Below are 21,715 nucleotides of genomic sequence, written 5' to 3' on the forward strand. Positions count from 1 at the left end.
TCCTATGAATGATCACTCGAAAATTTACAGTTTTGATACTACTTCTATTTTCGGGAACCTTTATTTTTTCTCAAACTCCTAATTTTTCTGTAAAAACATTATCCTTAAACGAAGGACTTTCGCAGGGTTCTAATTATTTTCGATTTGAAGACCAACTCGGTTTTATGTGGCTCTCTGCAAATGATGCGATCAATAGATTAGACGGAAGCCAAGTAAAAGTTTATAATCTGAACCGCTATTTTGAAAATTGTCCGAATTTGGCTCAAGCTTACGGAATTGCGGATGATGCAGAAAACAATATGTATTTTGGTTCTACAAAAGGTTTATATTGCTACACAAGGAAAAAAAATAAGTTTCATTTACTTAAAATTTTTCCGGATAACAATATTCAGCTGACAATGCCATTTGTATTTTGGGATAATAAAATCTGGTGTTTCAATAGTAAATATGAAATTTCCAGTTTTGATGTTAAAACGCATAAAGTAGCATTTTTCACCAAGCTCAATTTACCGGAACTATCTTCTGTCCACGTTTACAATCAAAATTTTTCTAAGACTTTTTACCAAAGTTTTCCCATGATTATTGGCGGTCAAGCGTGGTTTTGCACTAAAAATAAAGTTTTAAAATTAGACTTGAAAACAAAAGACATCGATAAACCTTTGGATCAAATTTCTTTGAAGGAGAATCTGGAATTCAATTCTATTTATTATACCAAAGAAAACAAGAAACTCCTTTTCGGTACGAACGAAGGTTTATTGATTGATGATTTAACAAATAATGATGTAGTCCTTCAAAATGAAATCGGTAATTCTTCTTTAAAAAATTTATTAGCGGCAAGTTCAAACGGAAAGCTTTTGGTTCTATTTCAGCAGAATAAATTAACGATTTTAAAGGAAAAGACCAGTGAAAAAATCTTTCAAGAAAATAAAAATTTTTCTTATTATCAATTTGGTTTCGATAAAAATAACCGACTCTGGCTTTGTGATGATGGAAAAGGTCAACTCATTTTTGATTTTGGTGGACCTTTAATTAAAAAAGCAACGAGTGAAAATACTTTTACCAATCCAGATTTTAACGGGGTTGCTACTATAAATTCTATTAATGAAAATGAACTGCTCATCAATTCAAACTATACCTGGAATAAAAATACAAAAGCTGCACAAAGAATTACTGGAATTATAAATAATAACTCCAGCTTTAGAAGCAGTCATGATCAATACAGGAAAGGAATTTGGTTATATAATGACGCAAGTTTTGCGGGCAGCAATTTACTTTTTATGGATAAAAATAAAAAAGTATCGCAGTTCGCATCCAGTAAAACTTTAAGTCCATTCGGCAAAATTCAGGATATAAAAGCGGTTTCCGAAAATCTGCTTCTGCTGGCAACGGAAATGGGACTTATAAAATTTGATATCAAAAAAAACAGCTTTACAGAAATACCTCATCAAACGCAAAAAAACGCTTTTTACATCAACCCACTTTCGGGGAATCGTTTTGCAATAAGCTACATTAATCGCGATATGCTCTTGGCAAAAACGACCGAAAACGGAAACGTAATTTTTGAAAAAAAGATTCTTCCTGGTAAACAATCTTTTTATTTGCAGGAAGATGTTCGAAAACGAAATTATTGGGTTGGAACCGATAACGGACTTTACCTTCTAGACAAAAACTTCAACATTTTAAAATTATTTGATGCTAATTCCGGAATGGCAGGAACTTATATTTATGGATTACTGATGGATGATTTCGGGAATATTTGGGTGAGTCATCAAAGAGGTTTAAGCTCTATCAATGCTACGACTTTTGAAGTTATTAATTATGATTTAGAAGACGGAGTGCAAGACTGGGATTTCAATAATCGGTCATTTTGTAAAACTCCAGATGGAACTTTGTATTTTGGTGGCGCAATGGGTTTTAATTATTTTAAACCGCCGCTAAAGCATTCTTCTAATTATCAACCTAAAATTTATGTTGATGAAATACAGATAAATTCTAAAATCTTTCGACCTGAAATTAATCCAGATTTTATCGAAAAAATCAATTTTAAAGCAGATGAAAACAACATTTCGCTAAAAGTCGCTATTTCGGATTTGGCTAATGCGGAATCTTATAAAATAGCTTATCGGATTGATGGTAAGAAATGGATCTTAAAATCAAATTTAGCACAGATCGATTTCACCAGTTTATCACCAAAAACTTATCAGTTACAATTGGCGGTTTATGATAAATTCAGTAATAAATTTAACGTTCAGAAAACAGTAAAAATTACCATTAAAAATCCATTTTATAGAACAATTTGGTTTTGGATCATCAATTCAATTTTATTCACCGGGCTGTTATTTTATCTTTATAACAGGCGGAAATATACGCTTCAAAAAAGAAAATTCCGGCACAAATTAGAACTGGAAAAACAACGGAATAAAATTACCGCAGATTTGCATGATGATTTGGGAGCTTCACTTAGTAGTTTGCAAATTAACAGTGCTGTTGTTCAAAAATTATTCGATAATAATCCTATAGAAGCAAAAAAAATTCTGAAAAAAATAGAATCCCAAGCGAAGAATATTTCCGAAAATATTGGGGATATCATTTGGAGTTTAAAACCTTCGAAAGATGAATTTATGTCTTTGAGCACGAGAATAAAAAAAATCACAAGCGAGATTTTGGGCAGTTCTAATATTAAGTATAAAATAAAAATAGATGAATCGATTAATGAAGAAATCACTGATTTTTCAGCTCGGAAAAACATTATTTTAATTTGTAAAGAAGCACTTAATAACATCCTGAAACATAGCGATTCCACAAAAGCCGAATTGGTCATAACAAAGTATGAAACTCATTATATATTACAGATTTTTGATAATGGAATTGGGTTTACAAAAACTGAAAACGGGGGAAACGGTCTTACCAATATGAAAAAAAGAGCAGGGGAATTAGGAGCAAAAATAAAAATAGCTACTGATGACGGAACTTCAATTATCATTAATATCCCTAGATTTAGGGAATAATATACCGTGATTTTACCATTAGCTTTGTAAAAATAATTTTTGAAGAAATCTACAGAATGATTCGGATTTTCGCCTTTGACGATAGTTTAGAACGGCTCAACAGTTTGAAAGCGCTTATTTCCTTAAGCGACAATCTGGAATATGTAGGAGACGCAGAAAATTGCGAAAATGTCTTGAGCAAAATGGAAGAGTTTTATCCTGATGTAGTTTTAATGGACATTAATATGCCTATTGTTGATGGTTTAGAAGGTTTGAAACAAATAAAATCCAAGTTTCCGCAAATAAAAGTTTTGATACAAACCGCATTTGACGACAGTGATAAAATTTTTCAAAGTATTTCTAATGGTGCAAGTGGATATATTCTAAAATCTGACCATCCGACGAGGATTTTGCAGGCCATAGAAGAAGTTTATGAAGGTGGTGCCGCCATGAATCCTGCAATTGCAAAACGGGTTTTAGATTATTTCTCTCCAAAAAAAAATTTAGAAATCCTAACCGCGAAAGAGCAGGAAGTTCTAAAATCCCTCGCGGAAGGAAACAGTTATAAAATGGTTGCGGATATTTTAGGTGTAAGTTACTCTACCATCAATTCTCACACGAAACACATTTACGAGAAACTGCATATCTCCTCTTTGGGCGAAGCTATTGCTTGGTATTACAAAAATCTCTAAGTCTCTTACCTTCCTGTTTACAATTTACCTCATCCCTATTTTTAGGGATTTTTTGTTGCATAAAATTCAATAATCTTTGTAAAGAAAAAAATTAAAAAATCAATAGTATGAAAACAATTCAACAAATTATGATTCTACTTTTCTTCGGATCATTTTTATCAACTCATGCGCAACAGACTGCCCGTAAAGGTTGGGACGGAGTCGTAAAAGGCGGTCCTCGACTTAATGTAAGTTATAATTCTACAATGCCTAATTCTGCAACCAAAGATGTTTACGTGAATAATTCGTCGGGAATCAGTGGAGATGTCTTTATACCACTTCAACTTTTTCGAAAAGGTTGGGATGGAACAGTGAAAGGTCATAGTTTCGGTTTAAATATCGGTGGAACTTATAATTTTGGTGGAAATGGCGATCCAAGTGTTGCTTTACCTAATGCCTATCAAATTTTTGGGCAAAATTCCAGTTCTGTTGCATATAAAGGGGTAGATCCAAAAAATCCAGGCTTTAGAATTGGCGGCGGACCACAAGCCAATTTTAATTTTGGAGAACATTTCACTATTTCTTCACTGGTTTTGGCAGAATATTTCAGCATGACCCAAAAAGAAGTCAGTGCCGTACAAACAACTCAAGTTAATGGACAAACCAAAGAATATAATTTATGGACTTTACCAGAAACAAAAACTACTGGTTTAGCAATTACTCCAAAAGTAAGGTTAAGATATATGTTTACGAATAGTTTGGGAATTTTTGCAGATGCTGCTTATATTTTCGGTCCGAAGATCAATACGCAAATCTCAATATTAAAACCTTTAGGAAACCCTAATCAAGCTGGGCAATATGAACAACAACAATTGGATTTAGGAACTACAGTAAAAAGCGATGTAAAATCTACCTCCTATAACGCACTGTCTTTAAATGTAGGATTTAGCTTTGATTTTGGTAGAAACAGATGTCCAAATGGTGACTGTCGTGATAGAAAAAAAGTTGATGATAAAGGTTGGAATGGTATAAGCAAAATGACAAAAGCAGATTCTGGAATAAAAAATACTGAGATGTCAAACGGTTCTGATATTTTCACGGCAACTCATATTAAAAAAGAATCATCAAAAAAACCAAATTGTGTACAGATTCTTTCACCAAGTAATGGTAGTAACCAAAGTATTAATGAACCAATAAAAGTTGTAATAAATAATGAAAATTTGGCGAAAACAGGAAATGTCGATATCAAAATTTATAAAATCTCAAATGACAAAAATTATTTTAATAAAATAGAAAACTTGTCACACTTCACAGATACCCAAAATTCTACTTTAATATCAACAAAATTTGACAAAGAAGCACAGAATACTGGATTTAATCCTATTACTTTAGTGGGTAAGCAAAGTGGCGCGGTGATAGAATCTTCTGTAGAAAAAGGAAAACTTACAGAAGGCGTTTATAGAATGGTTGTAGTTAGTGAATGTGGTGTAACATCAAGTAATTTTACCGTAACACCTTGTGATGTTCATCTAAATATTACAAATATTACAGATGTCTGTGAAGGTTATGTAAACGGCGGTTTCAAACATAAAATTTGTTTCACTTCTAATTACCAAAGCAGTAACTGTGATTTAAAATTCACATCTGCTCTTTCAGATCTTAAAATTTATGATTCTTCTATTTCCCCAATTGCCTTTACACAAGTTTCTGGATTTCCTTTACAAGCACAATTACAAGGAGCAGCAACAAGTAAAAATTATTGTATAGAAATCATTACAACTTCACCTTCAATATTAATAGCACTTCAAGGTGATCAATGTCCGGGTTCAGTTACTACGCAATGTATTCCCGGTGTGGAAGCAACGTTAGATTTAAAATCCTGTATTTGTGATTTTTGTGAAAAAGCATTGGAATATGACAGTGATTATACGCCAAATGCATCTTATACTGCAGCAGGAAATTCTCTAAGCATTCACCAAGCATGGTGGGATATGAATCCTGCAACAGCAGCAACAATCGTGGCAGCAAAAGCAGAAATTATTTCGTTCAGCCGGGAAGTAAGCGATGACTGTATGAAATGTGATAAAAACTCAAACCAATGGGGGAATTTTATTAGTGGAACCTCTGGTTTATCCAATGGAAGTTTTGGCAATGCTACAAATCCTCTTACTGGGAACACGCATCACACTTTATATTTTGCCAATCCTAATAAGTATTTTTTTGATTTAAATATCAGTTTACCACCAATTTCTACATTGACTTGTTGTTGTGAAAAATTTAAAATTAAAATACGATACACCTACACTTACAAAGATCAAAACGGAGCATGCAGAATGTGTAGTGAAGTATTTGAATATTCTTACCAAAAAGGACAATGTCCAATCAAAAACCCAACAGGTGGCGGTATTGATATTAAAGATGTTTCTACAAAAGTATCTAACATTAAAAACTAAAATCATGAAAAATTTAAAATATATATTTATCCTGGCCTTTTTAATTATTAATACGAAGTGTTTTGGTCAGTTTCCGCTAAAATTTGGTGATGGAGTTATTACACACAGTCCGAATTCGTATACTGCGGCGGGACCCTCGACAACTCCTGCAGTAGTAAGAGTTATACATACATCTAATACTATGACTGCACCTTTAGGTTCAACGTGGACTTCACCAGCGCCAAAACCTCCAAATGATTTTTATACCAATTGGAATGTAAATACCTTAGGTTATGTTTTTGGAATTACAATGGATCAAAATACAGATCCGAATGTTTACGTTAGTTCTACTCAGATTTATGGAAGTTTAACTTTAAACAATAGAAAAATCTGGAGATTAAAAGGGCAAACTCCTTCGATAGGATCAAATTCATTGGTCTTTGATTTTAATAATATTTCTGGATCTGGAACCGCAACAAGTTTAAGATCTCTTGGTAATCTGAAATATGGAAAATTTGGAACTACTGAAAACATTTATGTCTCTGACTGGGAAACAGGGGAGATTCATCGATTAACAGGAAATTCAACTGCATCTTCGCTTTGGAGTAACCAACCAGCCTTTAATCCTAAATTTGGTAAAAACAATGATGATAAAAGAGAAATGCCTTATGGTTTAGCGATTAGAAAGATATCTTCAAGCTTATCAAAATTATATTATTCGAAAATTTCAACCGACAGCAACTTTAATTCAATTGGTGGCTATGGAAACAATGAAATTTATTCTGTAGATTTAGATGCTGGGGGAAATTTTATTTTTGGAACGGAAACTTTTGTCAATATTCCCGTTATAAATTTGTCACCAGGATCTTGGGGAGGTTATGTAGGTTCAGTTAGTTATGGTTGTCAAATTCTTCCAGTAATTTCTGATATAGCCTTCACTAATGATGGAAAAAAGATGTTGGTCGGTCAACAATCTTGGGGAGTTTTTGGAGTTTTAGCACCACATAATTCAAATGTAAAAGAATTTGAAAATTCACCACTTCTGTCAACAAATTGGGTAAATTCTGTGAACTTATTTCCTTCTGGTCAAAACTTGGGTGCTAATTGTTCAGGTGTCGGTGGAAGTAAAAACGCTGTAGGTGGAGTGAGTTATTCTGACAATAAATTAAGAACAAATTCAAATTATGCTTGTGATGATGCTGTTTATTTCACCGCAGATTATATAAATGTTGCGACAGGAAGTAATACCGTATATGGAGTGCAAGGAATGAACGCACATGGCGGCAGCTCAAATAGTATTTCTAATTCAATATGGATTGATGCAGACGATAATTTAAATTACTATGATAAAACCTTCCTCGGCGATGTAGAAATTTATAAAAACCCGAACGCTTGTTCTCCATGCGACTGCGGTGATTGGGCAAGTGTTGGTTTAGGCGATAACGCCAATTGGTGGACAAATACTTCTACGCCTCCCGCTCCGATTCCATCTTTAAGTTTTAATCAAGGAACTTCTACGGGAATTTTATTTCCGCACTATAATTGCAAAGGAAATTGTAATGCTAGTTTCTCCTATAATTTGATAAGCCCAACTACTGGTTCAAGTATAGCATTATCAGGATCGAGCAGTTTAGATTTAGGACAAACTGCAATTAAAAATTTACCTTGTGGTAGTTATTTTATTAACATCACACCAATTTGCGGAAACATAAAATGTCCACCAATCAGGATTCCCTTGGTTATCGTTTGTCCACCACCGTGCAGCGATTGTGGAGGAAATGCATCGGTAACATTACAAGGAAATCCGGTTTATCAAAATGGAATGATTTCTGGGAATTTTGTTATCAATAATTCTACACCAATTTCAGAGGTAAGAATGTTGGTAGAGGAATTTAGATTGGTTTCATCCACAGGAAACGAAAACTGTATTCTTTGCAAAAACACGCCGAAAACTTGGGGAAGTATTCAATCCGCAGTTCTTTCATCTATTGCTCCTTCATTTAGTAATGCAGTAACCATTGATAATAGAGAAGCCGTTTTCAATAATGGCGGAATTATACCAATGCCAGGAACCTTATCTTTCTCTCTTGCTTTACCACAAACTACAGGTTTAGATTGTTGTAATCTTAAAGCAGAAATCTGCGTGAAAATTATCATCCGTGATGTTAATTGTTGCGAGAAAGAAATTTTAAAATGTTTTACTGTAGATTTGAAATAAATTTATAAAGCAAAATGCAAATAGTGAAGATTAATACTTTAAACAGACGCTTTTTACAAGTGTCTGTTTATGTTTTTTTTAGCTTAATTATTTCATCAACAATAAATGCCCAAACATTTACAGCTAAAAATGTAGAACTTTATGATAATTTCAGAGAGGTATTTACGCAAGAAATACCCGTTGAAGTTTCCGGACTACCAATCAACATTGATGGCATTTTCGGACTAGAAAGTGTGGAAATAACGCTTCATCATAATAGAACTAGTGATTTGAAAATCCAGTTACAAGCTCCAGACGGAACAACTTCATGGGTAACCAACAGAAATGGAGGTTTAATTGGCAAAAATTATATCGCAACTAAATTTTCACAATTTGGAAAAGATGGAATTATAAACACTGCAAAAAATCCGTTTACTGGAAATTTTATTCCCGACGGACAGTTTGCTTATTTCAACAACAATCAAAATCCAAACGGAACTTGGAAAGTATTAATCGAAGATTTAAAACCGGAAGAAAAAGGATTTCTCGATGAAGTACAAATTACTTTTGGTAAAAACCCAGCTATCATTAAAAAAAGAAATATTTGCAGTTTTGCTACTCCCGAATTTTGTTTGAATAATGGAAAAAACATTGAACTTTTACCAGATTTAGTTATCGTTCCTAATTTTACAAAAACACAGTTTCAAGAATTTTCTAACGATGATGAACACTTTCATTCTCAACTAAAAATATCTGTAGCAATAGCAAATATTGGTTTAGGACCATTAGAAGTTTTTCCAGATACTTTAGGAATGAAAATCAATAAACCCGCTTTTGACAAATCGGATAAAAGATTTCCCCTTTTTCAGAAAATTTATTCTTTAAAAGACAAAAATTTTTCTTCCGTAAATAAAAAATCAGGAACCATTTATTATGAAAAACTCCCCGGTCATGAACATTATCATGTAGATGATTGGATAGAAATGAGATTGGTGAAATTTGAAAAAAACAAAAAAATTATTGTTGCAAAAGGTGCTAAAGTAAGTTACTGTCTTTTTACTAATGGAATGCTTTATGAAAAAGATAAAAACAGCATCATTGATAATAAACAATATGGTAATGATCTGAAAAATTACGGTTTAGGTGATTACCCTAGTTGTGAATTAATGAAACAGGGTATTGCAGTTGGCGGCTATGATTATTACGGTTTGATGTATGAAGGTCAGTTTTTGCAACTACCAAAATACATGAAAAACGGAGATTATATTTTGGAAATTGAAATAGATCCGGATCATAAATATTATGAAAGCAATAGGAAAAACAATCTTTTTTCGATGCCGATAAAAATTGAAAAGCAATAATGGTCACAGAAAAATTAATCAAACTAAATCCACTTTTTTAAAAGTGGTTTCTTTACATGTAACTTTAAATATTAATGACTCAGTTCCCGCAAACCCAAATTAATTTTATAAATTTAATCCACTCTATTTTTAGTTCAATCATTTCAAATATCAAATAATACTGCCATCGATTTTCCAACAGATCTTACGTCAATTCAGCAACGTATTCAAGAAATTGATCCCATTCAATATGGCATCACCAGAAATTTTAGAAACGGGGCAGTCACCAAATTGAGTCCTTACATTTCCCGTGGTGTTATTACTACAAGAGATGTTTTTGAACATTTAAAAACTTTAAATTTAGAATGGTTCCAGATCGAAAGGTTAGTTCAGGAATTAGCTTGGCGCGATTTTTTTCAAAATGTCTGGAAAGAAAAAGAAAATGAAATTTTTTCTGACCTAAAACAACCGCAGGAAAATCTAGAAAATCACGGAATTCCAACTGCGATCTTAAAAGGGGAAACTGGAATTAAAATTTTAGATGAAGCCGTGAAAACCCTTTATAAAACCGGATATCTTCATAATCATTTACGAATGTATTTGGCCTCTGTTTGTTGTAATATTGCGCATTGTCATTGGTCGGAACCTGCGAAATGGCTTTATAGTAATTTGCTTGACGGAGATTTAGCGAGCAATCATTTAAGTTGGCAATGGGTCGCGGGTAGCTTTTCTAATAAAAAGTATTTTGCGAATCAGGATAATCTTAATAAATATTTTGGAGGAACTCAGAAAAATACCTTTCTTGATGTTGATTATTCAGAATTTGAAACTTTAAAAACGCCCGAAATTTTAAAAGAAATTGAGAAATTCAATTTAGAAACTTCCTTGGATTTTTTAAAAAGTGACGACATTGAAAATGAAAAAGCATTGATATTTAATCATTATAATTTTGATCTAAATTGGAAAAGCGGAGAAAATAATCAGCACGTTCTACTTCTTGAACCTTCCTTTTTTGAAAAATATCCTGTTTCTAAAAAAGTTCTGAATTTCGCTTTAGATATATCTAAAAACATTCCTGATCTTAAAGTTTTCGTTGGAGAATTCGCAGACCTGAATGCAATTGTTTCTACTGAAAATCTTTATTACAAAGAACATCCAACAAATTTGCATTATTTAGGAACAAAGGAAAATCGCAAATCACTTTCAACTTTAGAGGGAAGTTTCCCCTCCTTTTTCAACTACTGGAAAAAAATCAAAAAAGAATTGCAAAAGGAATTTGAAACCAGATAAACAACTTCTAAATTTATGTCTAAATCCGTGAATCTCATTTTCCCCAATCAATTATTTGAAAATCATCCTTTGCTTGAAAATGGTGGTGATATTTACTTAATTGAAGAGTATTTATTTTTCAAAAAATTCAAATTTCATAAGCAGAAAATCGCATTCCATCGAGCCTCCATGAATTTTTTTCAAACTTACTTAGAAGAGAAAGGGGCGAAAGTAATTTACATTGAAAGTGATGACGAATTATCTGACATGAGAAATTTTCATGTTGAAGTTGATAAAAAAAAGATCACAGAAATCAATGTTGTTTCTCCAAGCGATGATTGGCTGGAACGAAGATTAAAGAAAGTTTGCGAAAACATCAAACTGAATATTCTCGACTCGCCACAATTCATTAATGACAAAAGTAATTTAGCCGAATTCTTTAACACAGAAAAAAAGTTTTACTTTCAAACCGCATTTTATAAGCAGGAAAGAATTCGACTGAATATTTTAATGACCGAAGACGGAAAACCCGAAGGTGAAAAATGGACTTTCGACGTTGATAATCGGAAGAAATATCCAAAAACCAAAACTCCACCTTCCATTCTTTTTCCTGAATCTTCAGAATTCTGGAAGGAAGCTATAAAATACACCGAAGAAAATTTTGAAAATAATCCCGGGGAACTTTCAGAAAATCCGCTCTACCCAATCACTCATGAAGAATCTCAAAACTGGCTGAATCAGTTTTTTGATTACCGCTTTCAGGATTTTGGAATTTATGAAGATTCCATTGTAGAAAAAGAAGCATTTCTGAATCACAGCGTGCTTTCTCCGCTCCTCAATTCCGGACTTTTAAAACCTGTTGAAGTCATTAATCAAACGCTGATTTTTGCGGAGAAAAATAAAATTCCCCTCAATTCTTTGGAAGGTTTTATTCGCCAGATCATCGGTTGGCGAGAATTTATGCACGGAATGTATCTTTACAAAAGTCGGTTTTCCCGAACTCAGAATTTCTTCAACTTCAAAAGAAAAATTCCAAAGAGTTTCTATGATGGAACGACCGGAATTCCGCCCATCGATGAAACCATAAAGAAAGTTTTGAAAAATGCTTATTGCCATCACATCGAACGTTTGATGATCCTCGGAAACTTCATGTTGCTCTGCGAATTTGATCCAAAAGAAATCTATAAGTGGTTCATGGAACTCTTCATCGATGCTTACGATTGGGTCATGGTTCCCAACATTTATGGCATGAGTCAGTTCGCAGACGGTGGAACTTTCGCCACGAAACCTTATTTGAGCGGCTCCAATTACATCAAAAAAATGAGTGATTATTCTACGGGCGACTGGGAAAAAATTTGGGACGGACTATTTTGGCGATTTGTGGGAACGCAGGAAGAATTTTTCAAAAAAAATCCACGCGTTTCAATGATGCATTATTCCTTTCAAAAAATGGATCCTGAAAAAAAAGAAGCTCATTTAAAGCATGCGAATGATTTTCTGAAAAGCTTAGATGCTCTGTAATTTTCCTTTTAAGGTGTTAGAAAATTATTTTCTCTTCCAAAGATTCCACCCGCTTTCTGTTACAATTTTTTTGTTTTGTCTTTCGCCAAAACAAAAAGGATTTCCACGTAAATCGGGACCAGAATAATATTTTCGTTTTTTTGGATAATAGAAGAAATCTATTTTCATTTTCAGTAAATATCGCTAACAATGGTCATAATCAATCACTTATCCACAAAAAAATGTTAGTAAGCTGTTAATTTTAACATTAAATTCACATTCCGTATTGAAATAATTATTATTTTTACTTCGAATTAAAAATGAAATGAAAACCATTTTCTTTTCTTCGGATTTAAATTTATTACTTAATATAAAAAGTTAAGAGAAGCACCGTCGGCTTCTCTTTTTTCTTGGTATCTAACTAAAAAATGAGATCTTCTTATCTACTGAATCCACTTCTAAAGAGTGGATTCTTTTTTTTAGCACTGCCTAAAAATCCTTAAATTTGGTGCACTTGCGGCTTCATAGTTCAACGGATAGAATAAGAGTTTCCTAAACTTTAGATCCGGGTTCGATTCCCGGTGAAGCTACTAAAACAAAGAGCCAGGTAAAAAGTAAAAAGAAACCTGTTTCGCTCTTTTACTTTCCACCTGGCTATTTTAACTTTTGCCTTGGCTATTTTATTTCTTATCCACTACAATTCGGTCTTTTCTATTCGCCAATTCCCAGGCAGTCGCAAAAACCAATTGGGTACGTTTTTGTAAAGCAACATAATCAATTTTATCTGGAGTGTCACTTGGTTTGTGATAATCGGCGTGAATGCCGTCAAAGTAAAAGGCAACTGGCACTCCATTTTTTGCAAAATTGTAATGATCTGAACGGTAATACAATCTTTCTGTGTCATTAGGATCGTCATATTTGTAATTGAGTTCTAATTTCGTCGTGGTATCATTCGCTGCAACATTGATCTTTTTTAATTCTTTACTCAACATTTCTGAACCAATTACGTAAACATAATCTTTTCCGCAATTCGCTGGATCGCATCTTCCGATCATATCGATATTCAGATCTACCACCGTATTTGCCATAGGAAAAACAGGGTTTTCTGAATAATATTTGGAACCTAAAAGTCCGTGTTCTTCTCCCGTAACATGTAAAAATAAGATCGAACGTTTGGGTCCATTTCCAGATTTTTTCGCCATTTGAAAAGCTTTTGCAATTTCCAGAACGGCAACTGTTCCACCTCCGTCGTCATCGGCTCCGTTGTAAATTTGACCATCTTTCATTCCGAGATGATCATAATGCGCAGAAATCACAATTACTTCTTCCGGTTTTTCTGAACCTTCGATGAAGGCTAAAATATTCTCAGATTCGTGTAAGTTTCCACGTCTTCCCATCAAAGCTTCTTTCGGAACAATTTGATAATAAGAATTCATTGATTTTGGATGGGAAACTCCCATTTTTTGATACTGTTCAATCAAATAACGACCAGCTTTTTTCTGACCTTCACTTCCAGTATTTCGTCCTTCCATTTCATCTGACGCTACGACATAAAGATTGGTTTTTAAATCAGCAGAAGTAATTGATTCGTAGGATTTTTTAAAGGGAGAACCTGAATAAGATAGATTAGCCGCACAACTTTGTAGCAAAGCAAACGCAATAATGGGTATTAGAAACTTTGAATTTTTCATGTATTAATCAATTTTTGAAGTCTAAAGATAAGTTTAATTTTTAGGATAAGTCCATCGGATTTTTCAGTAATTTTGATAAAAAGTAAAATATGTTTCTTCCCAAAAAGCATTCTGATTCCGGCAGTACAATCTTTTCTGAAATGACTATACTCGCTCAAAAACAGGAGGCTGTAAATCTTTCTCAAGGATTTCCTGATTACGAAATTGATAACCGTTTGAAAAAACTATTGTGTGAAGGAACAGAAAAAAACTTCAATCAATATGCACCGATGCCGGGAAATCCCCTACTCATTGAAAACCTTATTGAATTTAATAAGCAGAGAACAATTCCAATTTCTATCACAAAAGAAAATATTACTATTTCTCCTGGTGCGACGTATGGAATTTACACGGCATTAGCTTCTATAATTAGTTTTGGCGATGAAGTAATTGTTCTCGAACCCAATTATGATTCTTATGTTCCCGCCATTGAAATGAATGGTGGAAAATCAGTTTTCGTAAGTCTTAATGATGATTTTAAAGTAGATTTTGAAGCTTTGAAACAAGCCATTGCTGAGAAATCAAAAGCCATTATCATCAATTCACCTCATAATCCTTCGGGCAAGATCTGGAAAAAAGAAGATTGGGAAAAACTATCCAACATCATCGAAGACACCGAAATCATCATCATTTCAGATGAAGTTTATGATATTCTAACTTACGATGACAGAGAATTTTACAGTGCTTTTCATCATCCAAAACTTCGGGAAAGGTGTTTCAGTATTTTTTCTTTTGGCAAAATGTTCCATATCACAGGCTGGAAAGTCGGTTACATTTTAGCTTCTCCCGAACTTTCTGAAGCCTATCGACGCGTTCATCAATATCTCGCTTTTAGCGTAAATGCTCCGGCTCAATATGCTTTAGCAAAATATCTGGAAGTTTTTGATCGAAATGTTAACATCAAATTGATGCAGGAAAAAAGAGATTTCTTCCTCAATGAATTTCAAAATTTGCCATTTACTTTAAATGAAAAAGCCGAAGCTGGATATTTTCAAATTCTCAATTTTAAAAATATTTCTGACCTTTCTGATAAAGACTTTGCTGTTTGGCTGACGGAAAAAGCGAAAGTCGCGACCATTCCGGTTTCTGCCTTTTATCATGATCAAAAAAGTACAGGAAACGTGAGATTTTGTTTTGCGAAAAAAGAGGAAACTATTTTAAAAGCCATCCAAAATTTAAAAGAGCATCTCAATTATTGAGAAAACAGATTCAAACAATTGAGGAAATTCTGCGCCAGAAATTTCTTATTGATTAACTTTAATAAAATTAAACGATGATTAAAACCAGACCTTTTTCAATAATTCCCAAGAAAATAATTGTAACCTCCTTAATCTGTTTTATGTCAATCTCTTCAATTGCTCAAACTAAAAAAACAGTGCTCACTGCACAGGAAAGCGATCCTATAAAATTAGGTTAGATGCAAGGTTTTCCACCACCAAAAGATAAAATTCTCAACGCCGCCGACGGTTCCTTTTTCAATTTCCCCGCCATTCGCTGGAGCGTTGTTCACATGCGGGAACTCATGCCAACCGTTGAAGTTTCCCGTGGTTTAGATGCGCCGAAACCTTTAACTTATCAATTGGATAAAAACATCGATGCGCTGGAATTTCTTCCTTTGGGCGAAAAACAAAAGATGTCTTGGGAAGCTTCTCTTCAAAAGAATTATGTAGATGGAATTTTAATTTTACATAAAGGAAATATCGTTTATGAAAAATATTTCGGTGCTTTAAAAGAAGATAAAGTGCACGCTGTTATGTCCCTCACCAAATCATTCACCGGAACTTTAGCATCGATTTTAGTTGCTGAAGGTTTGCTTGATGAAAATAAAAAAGTAGTCGAATATGTTCCTGAATTAAAGAATTCTGCCTTCGCCGACGCGACCGTTCGACAGGTGATGGACATGACGACCGCTTTAAAGTACAGCGAAGAATACGCCAATCCAAAAGCCGAGATCTGGGATTTTTCTGCCGCCGGAAATCCTTTACCAAAACCGAAAGATTATAAAGGTCCGATCGGATATTATGCTTATTTAGAAACCGTTAAAAAACAGGGAACTCACGGTGAAATCTTCGGCTACAAAACTGTCAACGCCGATGCTTTAGGCTGGATCATTTCTAAAGTCACGGGAAAATCAGTCGCAGAATTATTATCAGCAAAGATCTGGTCAAAACTCGGAATGGAACAATCTGCTTATTATCAGGTGGATGCTTTAGGAATTCCTTTTGCAGGCGGTGGATTTAATGCCGGATTGCGAGATCTCGCACGTTTTGGTGAACTCATCAGAAATAAAGGAAATTTTAATGGTCAGCAACTTTTCCCCGCTCCAGCAGTTGAAGATATTGAAAAAGGCGGCAACAAAATTGCTTTTGAAAAATCCGGACATCCATTATTAAAAGGTTGGTCTTACCGAAATATGTGGTGGATGACCGAGAATTCCCACGGTGCTTTTGCCGCGCGTGGCGTTTATGGACAAACGATTTATATCGATCCAAAAGCTGAAATGGTGATTGTAAGAATGGCGTCGCAGCCCACTGCCGATAACAGTGCCAATGATCCATGGTCATTGCCCGCTTATGAAAAAATAGCAGACTATTTAATGAATAAAAAATAAATTTAAAAATATGAATACTTCCACATTGTTTGATTTAAAAGGAAAAACCGCCATCGTAACCGGCGGTGGAAACGGAATCGGAAAAGCCAGCTGTAAAATGCTCGCCGCGTTCGGAGCCAACGTTGTCGTGTCTGACTATAATTTAGATGCCGCAAAAGAAGTCGCGCAGGAAATAGAAAAAGACGGTGGTTCAGCCATCGCCATCGATTGTGATGTCACCAAAGATGAAGCCCTCGTTCGCCTGGTTGATGAATCTGTAAAACATTATGGAAATCTCAATATTTTAGTGAACAACGTCGGCGGTGGCGGAGCCGGACAAGAAGATCCAACAAAAATCGAAGTCGCGCAGTTTAAAAAAGTATTTGAAATGAACGTTTTCAGCATGTGGCGATTGTGTCAGTTGGTCGCGCCGCACATGATTGAATCCGGTTATGGAAGCATCATCAATATGTCCTCAATGGCGAGTATTAATACAAGTCCGGCAATCAGCGCGTATGCATCTTCAAAAGCTGCCGTAAATCACATGACCAAAAATTTAGCCTTCGATTATGGTCCACATATCCGCGTAAATGCGATTGGTCCAGGTGCAGTTCGTACGCATGCTTTGTCCACGGTTTTAACTCCGGAAATTGAAAAAACCATGTTGGCTCATACGCCTTTACAACGTTTGGGCGAAGCTGATGACATCGCAGGAGCCGTACTTTATTTCGCTTCCCCGGTTTCCAGTTGGGTGAGCGGACAGGTTTTATTTGTGAATGGTGGCGGAAGTCAGACTTTGGATTAGATTTTAGATTTTAGATTTTAGATAAAATTTCGAAAATATAATTGACCAGTGAAGTTTTCTTTGCTGGTTTTTTATGGCAGACATTTCCGCCTTCCGTTCCCGCTTCCGCCGCGGCGGGCTGCAGATGGGATTTTAAAATTGATAATAGAATGTTCGATTTCCACTGCACATTTTTTAGTAGTTTGGTTTTATGGAAAGAATTAAACAAGGTAGAGAAATTAAAGATGGAAACGAAAAATAAAAACATCAAGACTTTCGCTGAACATCTTGACAAAAGACACGGCAAAATAGATACAGAAGCAAGAACTAACTTTGAAATTAAAGCCAAATCTTTTGCAATTGGGAGTTAATTAAAGAAGAAAGAAAATTAGCAAACATGACCCAGAAACAACTTGCGGACAAAATTGGAGCTAAAAAAAGTTTTATTTCAAGAATCTAAAACCGACACAGCGACATTCAACTTTCAACACTTTACAAATTAATTGAAATGGGATGTGGACGAAAAATCAACTCGACCATTCAGTAATAACTAATCTTTTTTAACAAACTAGAAATTCTCTTTGCTAAGTGAAACGCCTTTGCGTCCGTAATTTAAAGAGTCATTTTTTTCCAAAACCTTCACGTCTTTGCGTTAAAAATTCTACTTCACCACCATTTTATTCCGCGGCAAACCAATCTCATGTTCCTGCGGATAAGGATTTCTCGTCGTCATACTCACATCTTCATTTATTTTTTTGTGGACTTCATAACTTTTCTGCTGATCTTCCGCATATCTTGGATCTGGAATAAAAGGCATTTTTGCCATCTTGAAAATCGTGATCGTGGGGAAATGAAAATCAACTTCCACCATTCCCAACAACAAATAACAACCACCGCCTTGGAAAGGATACTTCTGTAAATTATCCGGAAAATGAGCGGTGTCGAAAAAGTTTCCTTCTGAATCAATCCAAGTTCCGAAAAACATGGTTCCTTTCTTGGTTGGAACGTGTTTTCTTGAAATTAAATAGGCCAACATTCTCACCTGTCGTTTATGATGCCGCGGTAAATGTCTTGCCATTATGATACTGCGATATTTCGTCTGCAACAAATCAAAAGGACTGCAGGAAACGCAAAATCCGAGAATTTCTATTTCATCAAAAGCATCTTCAAACCGGTTTCTTTTCAACACAGGAAGTTGATATTCCTGAACGGGAGTTTCAAAAAAAGTCGGTAATCGATATTCAGGTTTGAAATGGATCATGAGCAATCGCGCTTCAATCAAAAGTTCATTTTTAGGTTTGCCCGTAAAACGAAAAGCACCAACAAAAATCAAAGTTTGCAACGTTTCAATTCCGACCGGAACACGTTTGATAAAGTTTTCTAAAGAAGTATAATCTCCATTTTTTCTTCTTTCTTCCGGAATAAAATTGGCAATTCTGCTTTCGAGTTTTTCAATATGCATAAAGCCTAAAAAAACATCTTCCCCATAAACCGTCGTTTCAAATAAACCTTTATTGACGCACGGATTATGAATTTTTCCACCGCCCATTCTGCATTCGTGCACATACACTTCTGTCCGGTAAAAACCACCGCCATTATTTATGGCAGAAACCATAAATTCAATCGGATAATAGACCTTTAAGTACAAACTTTGATAACTTTCTACGGCATAAGACGCGGAATGTGCTTTACAAAATGAATAACCCGCAAAAGATTCAATCTGTCGATATACTTCTTTGGATAATTGTTCCGGATGTCCTTGTCGGGAACAAGATTCGAAAAAATGTTCTCGAACTTCTTGGAGCTTTTGAATCGACCGACTTTTTCCACTCATCGCCCGTCGCAACACATCGCCATCATCTGCAGAAACACCTCCGAAATGCAAGGCAATTTTAATAACATCTTCCTGATAAACCATAATTCCGTAAGTTTCCCCGAGTTGCTCTTTAAAAACATCATGAAAATATTCAAACTTCGTCGGATTATTATGACGGAAAATATATTCCTTCATCATACCACTTTTCGCCACACCCGGACGAATAATGGAAGAAGCCGCCACCAAAGTTTTGTAATCTTCGCATTTCAAACGCCGCAATAATCCACGCATTGCCGGACTTTCAATATAAAAACACCCGATTGTTTTTCCCTTGCTTAGAAAATCGTTACAATTTTTATCATTTTTAAAAACGGTGGTTTTATGAATATCAATCGTAATTCCCTGATTTTTCTTTACGAGTTCCAAAGTGTCCTTGATCGTTCCTAATCCGCGCTGAGACAGAATATCAAACTTTTCAAAGCCAATATCTTCCGCAACATTCATATCAAATTGTACAATCGGAAAACCTTTTGGTGGCATTTCCAAAGCGGTATAATTGGTGATCGGTTCCTGGGAAATAATGATTCCACAAGAATGCATACTGCGTTGATTCGGGAATTTCTCCAGCAACATTCCGTATTTTTGGACGAGTTTCACGACTTTATTATCATCGTGCGTTGCCATGGGATTTTTCGCCAGAACATCGAGTTCTTCTTTGGGTAAACCAAAAGCTTTCCCAACTTCCCGAAAGATGGAGCGATACTTAAATTCGACATTGGTTCCACAAAAAGCGACATGCTCTCTTCCGTAGCGTTCAAAAATATATTTCAAAATTTCGTCCCGTTCGCGCCAACTCCAGTCAATATCAAAATCGGGCGGATTATTTCGGTTTTTATTGAGGAAACGCTCAAAATAAAGATTGAGTTCGATGGGACAAATTTCTGTAATTCCGAGCAAATAACTCACGATACTATTGGCGCCACTTCCCCGTCCTACATGCAGAAAACCACGACTCATGCTGTATTTTACAATATCTAAAGTGATCAAAAAATAGCCCGAAAAGTTCAGATCGGTAATTACTTTTAATTCTTTTTCAATGCGATCAATGACCTCTTTTGATTTTTCCGGATATCTTTTTTCCAAGCCATCGTAGGCGAATTTCCTTAAAAGCGCATCGTCATTTTTTTTATTTCGCGTAAAATGGATTTTATTTTTAGGCGTTTTAAAATCAAAATTGAAAGAACATTCATCTAAAATAAATTGAGTATTTTCAATGATTATCGGATATCTTTTAAACTTCTCTAAAATAGTTTCGACAGACTGAAAAATTTCATTTGGATAACAGCAATCTTTTTCCGAGAGTTTTGAAATTAAAGTATTCTGATCGATCGTCCTTAAAATTTTATGAAGATTAAACTCCTTTTTTGTTTTAAAAGTAATCGGATGCAAAATGACCATTTTATCTGAAAATCTCTTCCATTCCGGTCTTATTAAAAGATTCAATTCTTCTGCCCGAATTCCGATAAATTCGTTCTCCTTTAAAATTTCCGGAATATTTTGAAGCGGATAAATCACAAAAACTTTCTCAAAATCAGGAGAAACCTGTGGAAGTTCTGCGCCATCACAATTATGATTCGTGAGCAAACGGTTGATCTCGGCAATTCCGGTTTCGTCTTTTGCGATCGTAATATATAGGAGTTGATTTTCTTTGCGGATTTCTACGCCGACAATGGGTTTGATGTCAAATTTTTCACATTCTTTTTTAAAATCATAAATCGCTGTAACGGTATTGATATCAGTTAACACCAATTCTTTTGCGCCGGAATCGACTGCTTGATTCACGAGTTCTTCAACCGATAAAGTGCCGTAACGTAAGCTGTGGAAAGTGTGGGAATTGAGGAACACGATTATTAATTATGAATTTTAGATTTTAGATTTTAGATTTTAGATGAAATAATTCAAGTGTTTAAAACAGATTGTCATTAAAAATATAATCACAAGAGATTTTAAAAAATGAATTCTAAGTGAGAATTTAGAGCATAACTATATTATTCTTCTTCATTCTTTTGTCTTGAACCAAAAGTTCAAGACTGGAAACTCACCTAAAAATTAGAATTTAATCCTAAACTTCCAAACTCGCGCGAATCAAGATTGTTTTTTTAGACTTAAAATTCTGGCGCGCTTCAAACACTGGAAGTTTTTTAACGGCTCAAATTCTAATTTTTTTAACGGCTCCGTTTCCTAAGTCGGAGAAAAATACTTCATAATCACAAAGACCTCTTCAGAAATTGTAAAATCACCTTTTTTGGACTTTTGAGCATTTAAAAAAAGTAAGAAAACTTTTGTGACTTTTACTTCTCTTATTTATTGTTTTTTGATGGAATCAGTGAATCTTTGAT

14 protein-coding genes and 1 tRNA gene are annotated in these 21,715 nt (G+C 34.6%); 13 read left to right on the forward strand and 2 right to left on the reverse strand.

Annotated features, from left to right (window positions below; translation table 11 throughout):
* Positions 1–8 precede the first annotated feature (8 nt).
* The 8 genes from OA86_RS02005 to OA86_RS02040 all read left to right on the forward strand — a co-directional run bounded on the left by OA86_RS02005 (position 9) and on the right by OA86_RS02040 (position 12,986).
* Entirely contained in the window at positions 9–3,008 is a 3,000-nt protein-coding gene (locus OA86_RS02005) for a sensor histidine kinase (protein ID WP_039347961.1), read from the forward strand.
* Between the two features lie 56 nt (positions 3,009–3,064).
* On the forward strand, positions 3,065–3,679 hold the full coding sequence (locus OA86_RS02010; RefSeq protein WP_039347964.1) for a response regulator: 615 nt from the start codon (positions 3,065–3,067) through the stop codon (positions 3,677–3,679).
* A 107-nt stretch (positions 3,680–3,786) separates the two neighbouring features.
* Positions 3,787–6,111 carry a hypothetical protein gene (locus tag OA86_RS02015; RefSeq protein ID WP_039347967.1) on the forward strand — a complete coding sequence of 775 codons (2,325 nt, stop codon included), beginning with the start codon at positions 3,787–3,789 and terminating at the stop codon, positions 6,109–6,111.
* A gap of 4 nt (positions 6,112–6,115) precedes the next feature.
* Positions 6,116–8,308 (forward strand): hypothetical protein, encoded by a 2,193-nt coding sequence (locus tag OA86_RS02020; protein ID WP_074781354.1) that lies wholly within the window; start codon positions 6,116–6,118, stop codon positions 8,306–8,308.
* A gap of 23 nt (positions 8,309–8,331) precedes the next feature.
* Positions 8,332–9,648 carry a lysyl oxidase family protein gene (locus OA86_RS02025; RefSeq protein ID WP_169743935.1) on the forward strand — a complete coding sequence of 439 codons (1,317 nt, stop codon included), beginning with the start codon at positions 8,332–8,334 and terminating at the stop codon, positions 9,646–9,648.
* Between the two features lie 270 nt (positions 9,649–9,918).
* Positions 9,919–10,917, forward strand: coding sequence for an FAD-binding domain-containing protein (locus OA86_RS02030; RefSeq protein ID WP_246008061.1), 999 nt, complete (start codon positions 9,919–9,921; stop codon positions 10,915–10,917).
* A 15-nt stretch (positions 10,918–10,932) separates the two neighbouring features.
* Positions 10,933–12,417, forward strand: coding sequence for a cryptochrome/photolyase family protein (locus OA86_RS02035; protein ID WP_039347977.1), 1,485 nt, complete (start codon positions 10,933–10,935; stop codon positions 12,415–12,417).
* A gap of 497 nt (positions 12,418–12,914) precedes the next feature.
* A tRNA-Arg gene (locus OA86_RS02040) sits at positions 12,915–12,986 on the forward strand.
* A gap of 90 nt (positions 12,987–13,076) precedes the next feature.
* Here OA86_RS02040 and OA86_RS02045 read toward each other — a convergent pair.
* On the reverse strand, positions 13,077–14,087 hold the full coding sequence (locus OA86_RS02045) for a M28 family metallopeptidase (RefSeq protein ID WP_039347982.1): 1,011 nt from the start codon (positions 14,085–14,087) through the stop codon (positions 13,077–13,079).
* 89 nt (positions 14,088–14,176) lie between these two features.
* Here OA86_RS02045 and OA86_RS02050 point away from each other — a divergent pair, with 89 nt between their 5' ends.
* The 5 genes from OA86_RS02050 (at position 14,177) to OA86_RS16155 (ending at position 17,960) form a co-directional block, all read left to right on the forward strand.
* On the forward strand, positions 14,177–15,325 hold the full coding sequence (locus tag OA86_RS02050; RefSeq protein WP_039347985.1) for a methionine aminotransferase: 1,149 nt from the start codon (positions 14,177–14,179) through the stop codon (positions 15,323–15,325).
* A 218-nt stretch (positions 15,326–15,543) separates the two neighbouring features.
* Entirely contained in the window at positions 15,544–16,737 is a 1,194-nt protein-coding gene (locus tag OA86_RS02055; protein ID WP_246008060.1) for a serine hydrolase domain-containing protein, read from the forward strand.
* A 10-nt stretch (positions 16,738–16,747) separates the two neighbouring features.
* Positions 16,748–17,521, forward strand: a complete 774-nt coding sequence (locus OA86_RS02060; protein WP_039347988.1) for a glucose 1-dehydrogenase — start codon at positions 16,748–16,750, stop codon at positions 17,519–17,521.
* Positions 17,522–17,562: 41 nt separating this feature from the next.
* Positions 17,563–17,871, forward strand: coding sequence for a hypothetical protein (locus tag OA86_RS15845; protein ID WP_198410770.1), 309 nt, complete (start codon positions 17,563–17,565; stop codon positions 17,869–17,871).
* Positions 17,871–17,960, forward strand: a complete 90-nt coding sequence (locus OA86_RS16155) for a helix-turn-helix domain-containing protein (protein ID WP_375600431.1) — start codon at positions 17,871–17,873, stop codon at positions 17,958–17,960. The genes OA86_RS15845 and OA86_RS16155 overlap by 1 nt, the downstream gene beginning before the upstream one ends.
* Positions 17,961–18,161: 201 nt before the next feature.
* Here the strand turns inward: OA86_RS16155 and OA86_RS02075 are convergent, their stop codons facing one another.
* A complete protein-coding gene (locus OA86_RS02075; protein ID WP_039347995.1) occupies positions 18,162–21,221 on the reverse strand; it encodes a DNA polymerase III subunit alpha in 3,060 nt (1,019 codons plus the stop codon).
* Positions 21,222–21,715: the final 494 nt, after the last annotated feature.

Origin of the sequence: Kaistella jeonii (genome assembly GCF_000812865.1) — a bacterium.
GTDB lineage: Bacteria > Bacteroidota > Bacteroidia > Flavobacteriales > Weeksellaceae > Kaistella > Kaistella jeonii.

What these genes read in the sequence shown, in the direction of transcription:
- OA86_RS02015 (WP_039347967.1), top strand. Translation starts at nt 3,787, where the DNA reads ATGAAAACAATTCAACAAATTATGATTCTACTTTTCTTCGGATCATTT.
- OA86_RS02010 (WP_039347964.1), top strand. Translation starts at nt 3,065, where the DNA reads ATGATTCGGATTTTCGCCTTTGACGATAGTTTAGAACGGCTCAACAGT.
- OA86_RS02035 (WP_039347977.1), top strand. Translation starts at nt 10,933, where the DNA reads ATGTCTAAATCCGTGAATCTCATTTTCCCCAATCAATTATTTGAAAAT.
- OA86_RS02060 (WP_039347988.1), top strand. Translation starts at nt 16,748, where the DNA reads ATGAATACTTCCACATTGTTTGATTTAAAAGGAAAAACCGCCATCGTA.
- OA86_RS02050 (WP_039347985.1), top strand. Translation starts at nt 14,177, where the DNA reads ATGTTTCTTCCCAAAAAGCATTCTGATTCCGGCAGTACAATCTTTTCT.
- OA86_RS02055 (WP_246008060.1), top strand. Translation starts at nt 15,544, where the DNA reads ATGCAAGGTTTTCCACCACCAAAAGATAAAATTCTCAACGCCGCCGAC.
- OA86_RS02045 (WP_039347982.1), bottom strand. Translation starts at nt 14,087, where the DNA reads ATGAAAAATTCAAAGTTTCTAATACCCATTATTGCGTTTGCTTTGCTA.
- OA86_RS02020 (WP_074781354.1), top strand. Translation starts at nt 6,116, where the DNA reads ATGAAAAATTTAAAATATATATTTATCCTGGCCTTTTTAATTATTAAT.
- OA86_RS02005 (WP_039347961.1), top strand. Translation starts at nt 9, where the DNA reads ATGATCACTCGAAAATTTACAGTTTTGATACTACTTCTATTTTCGGGA.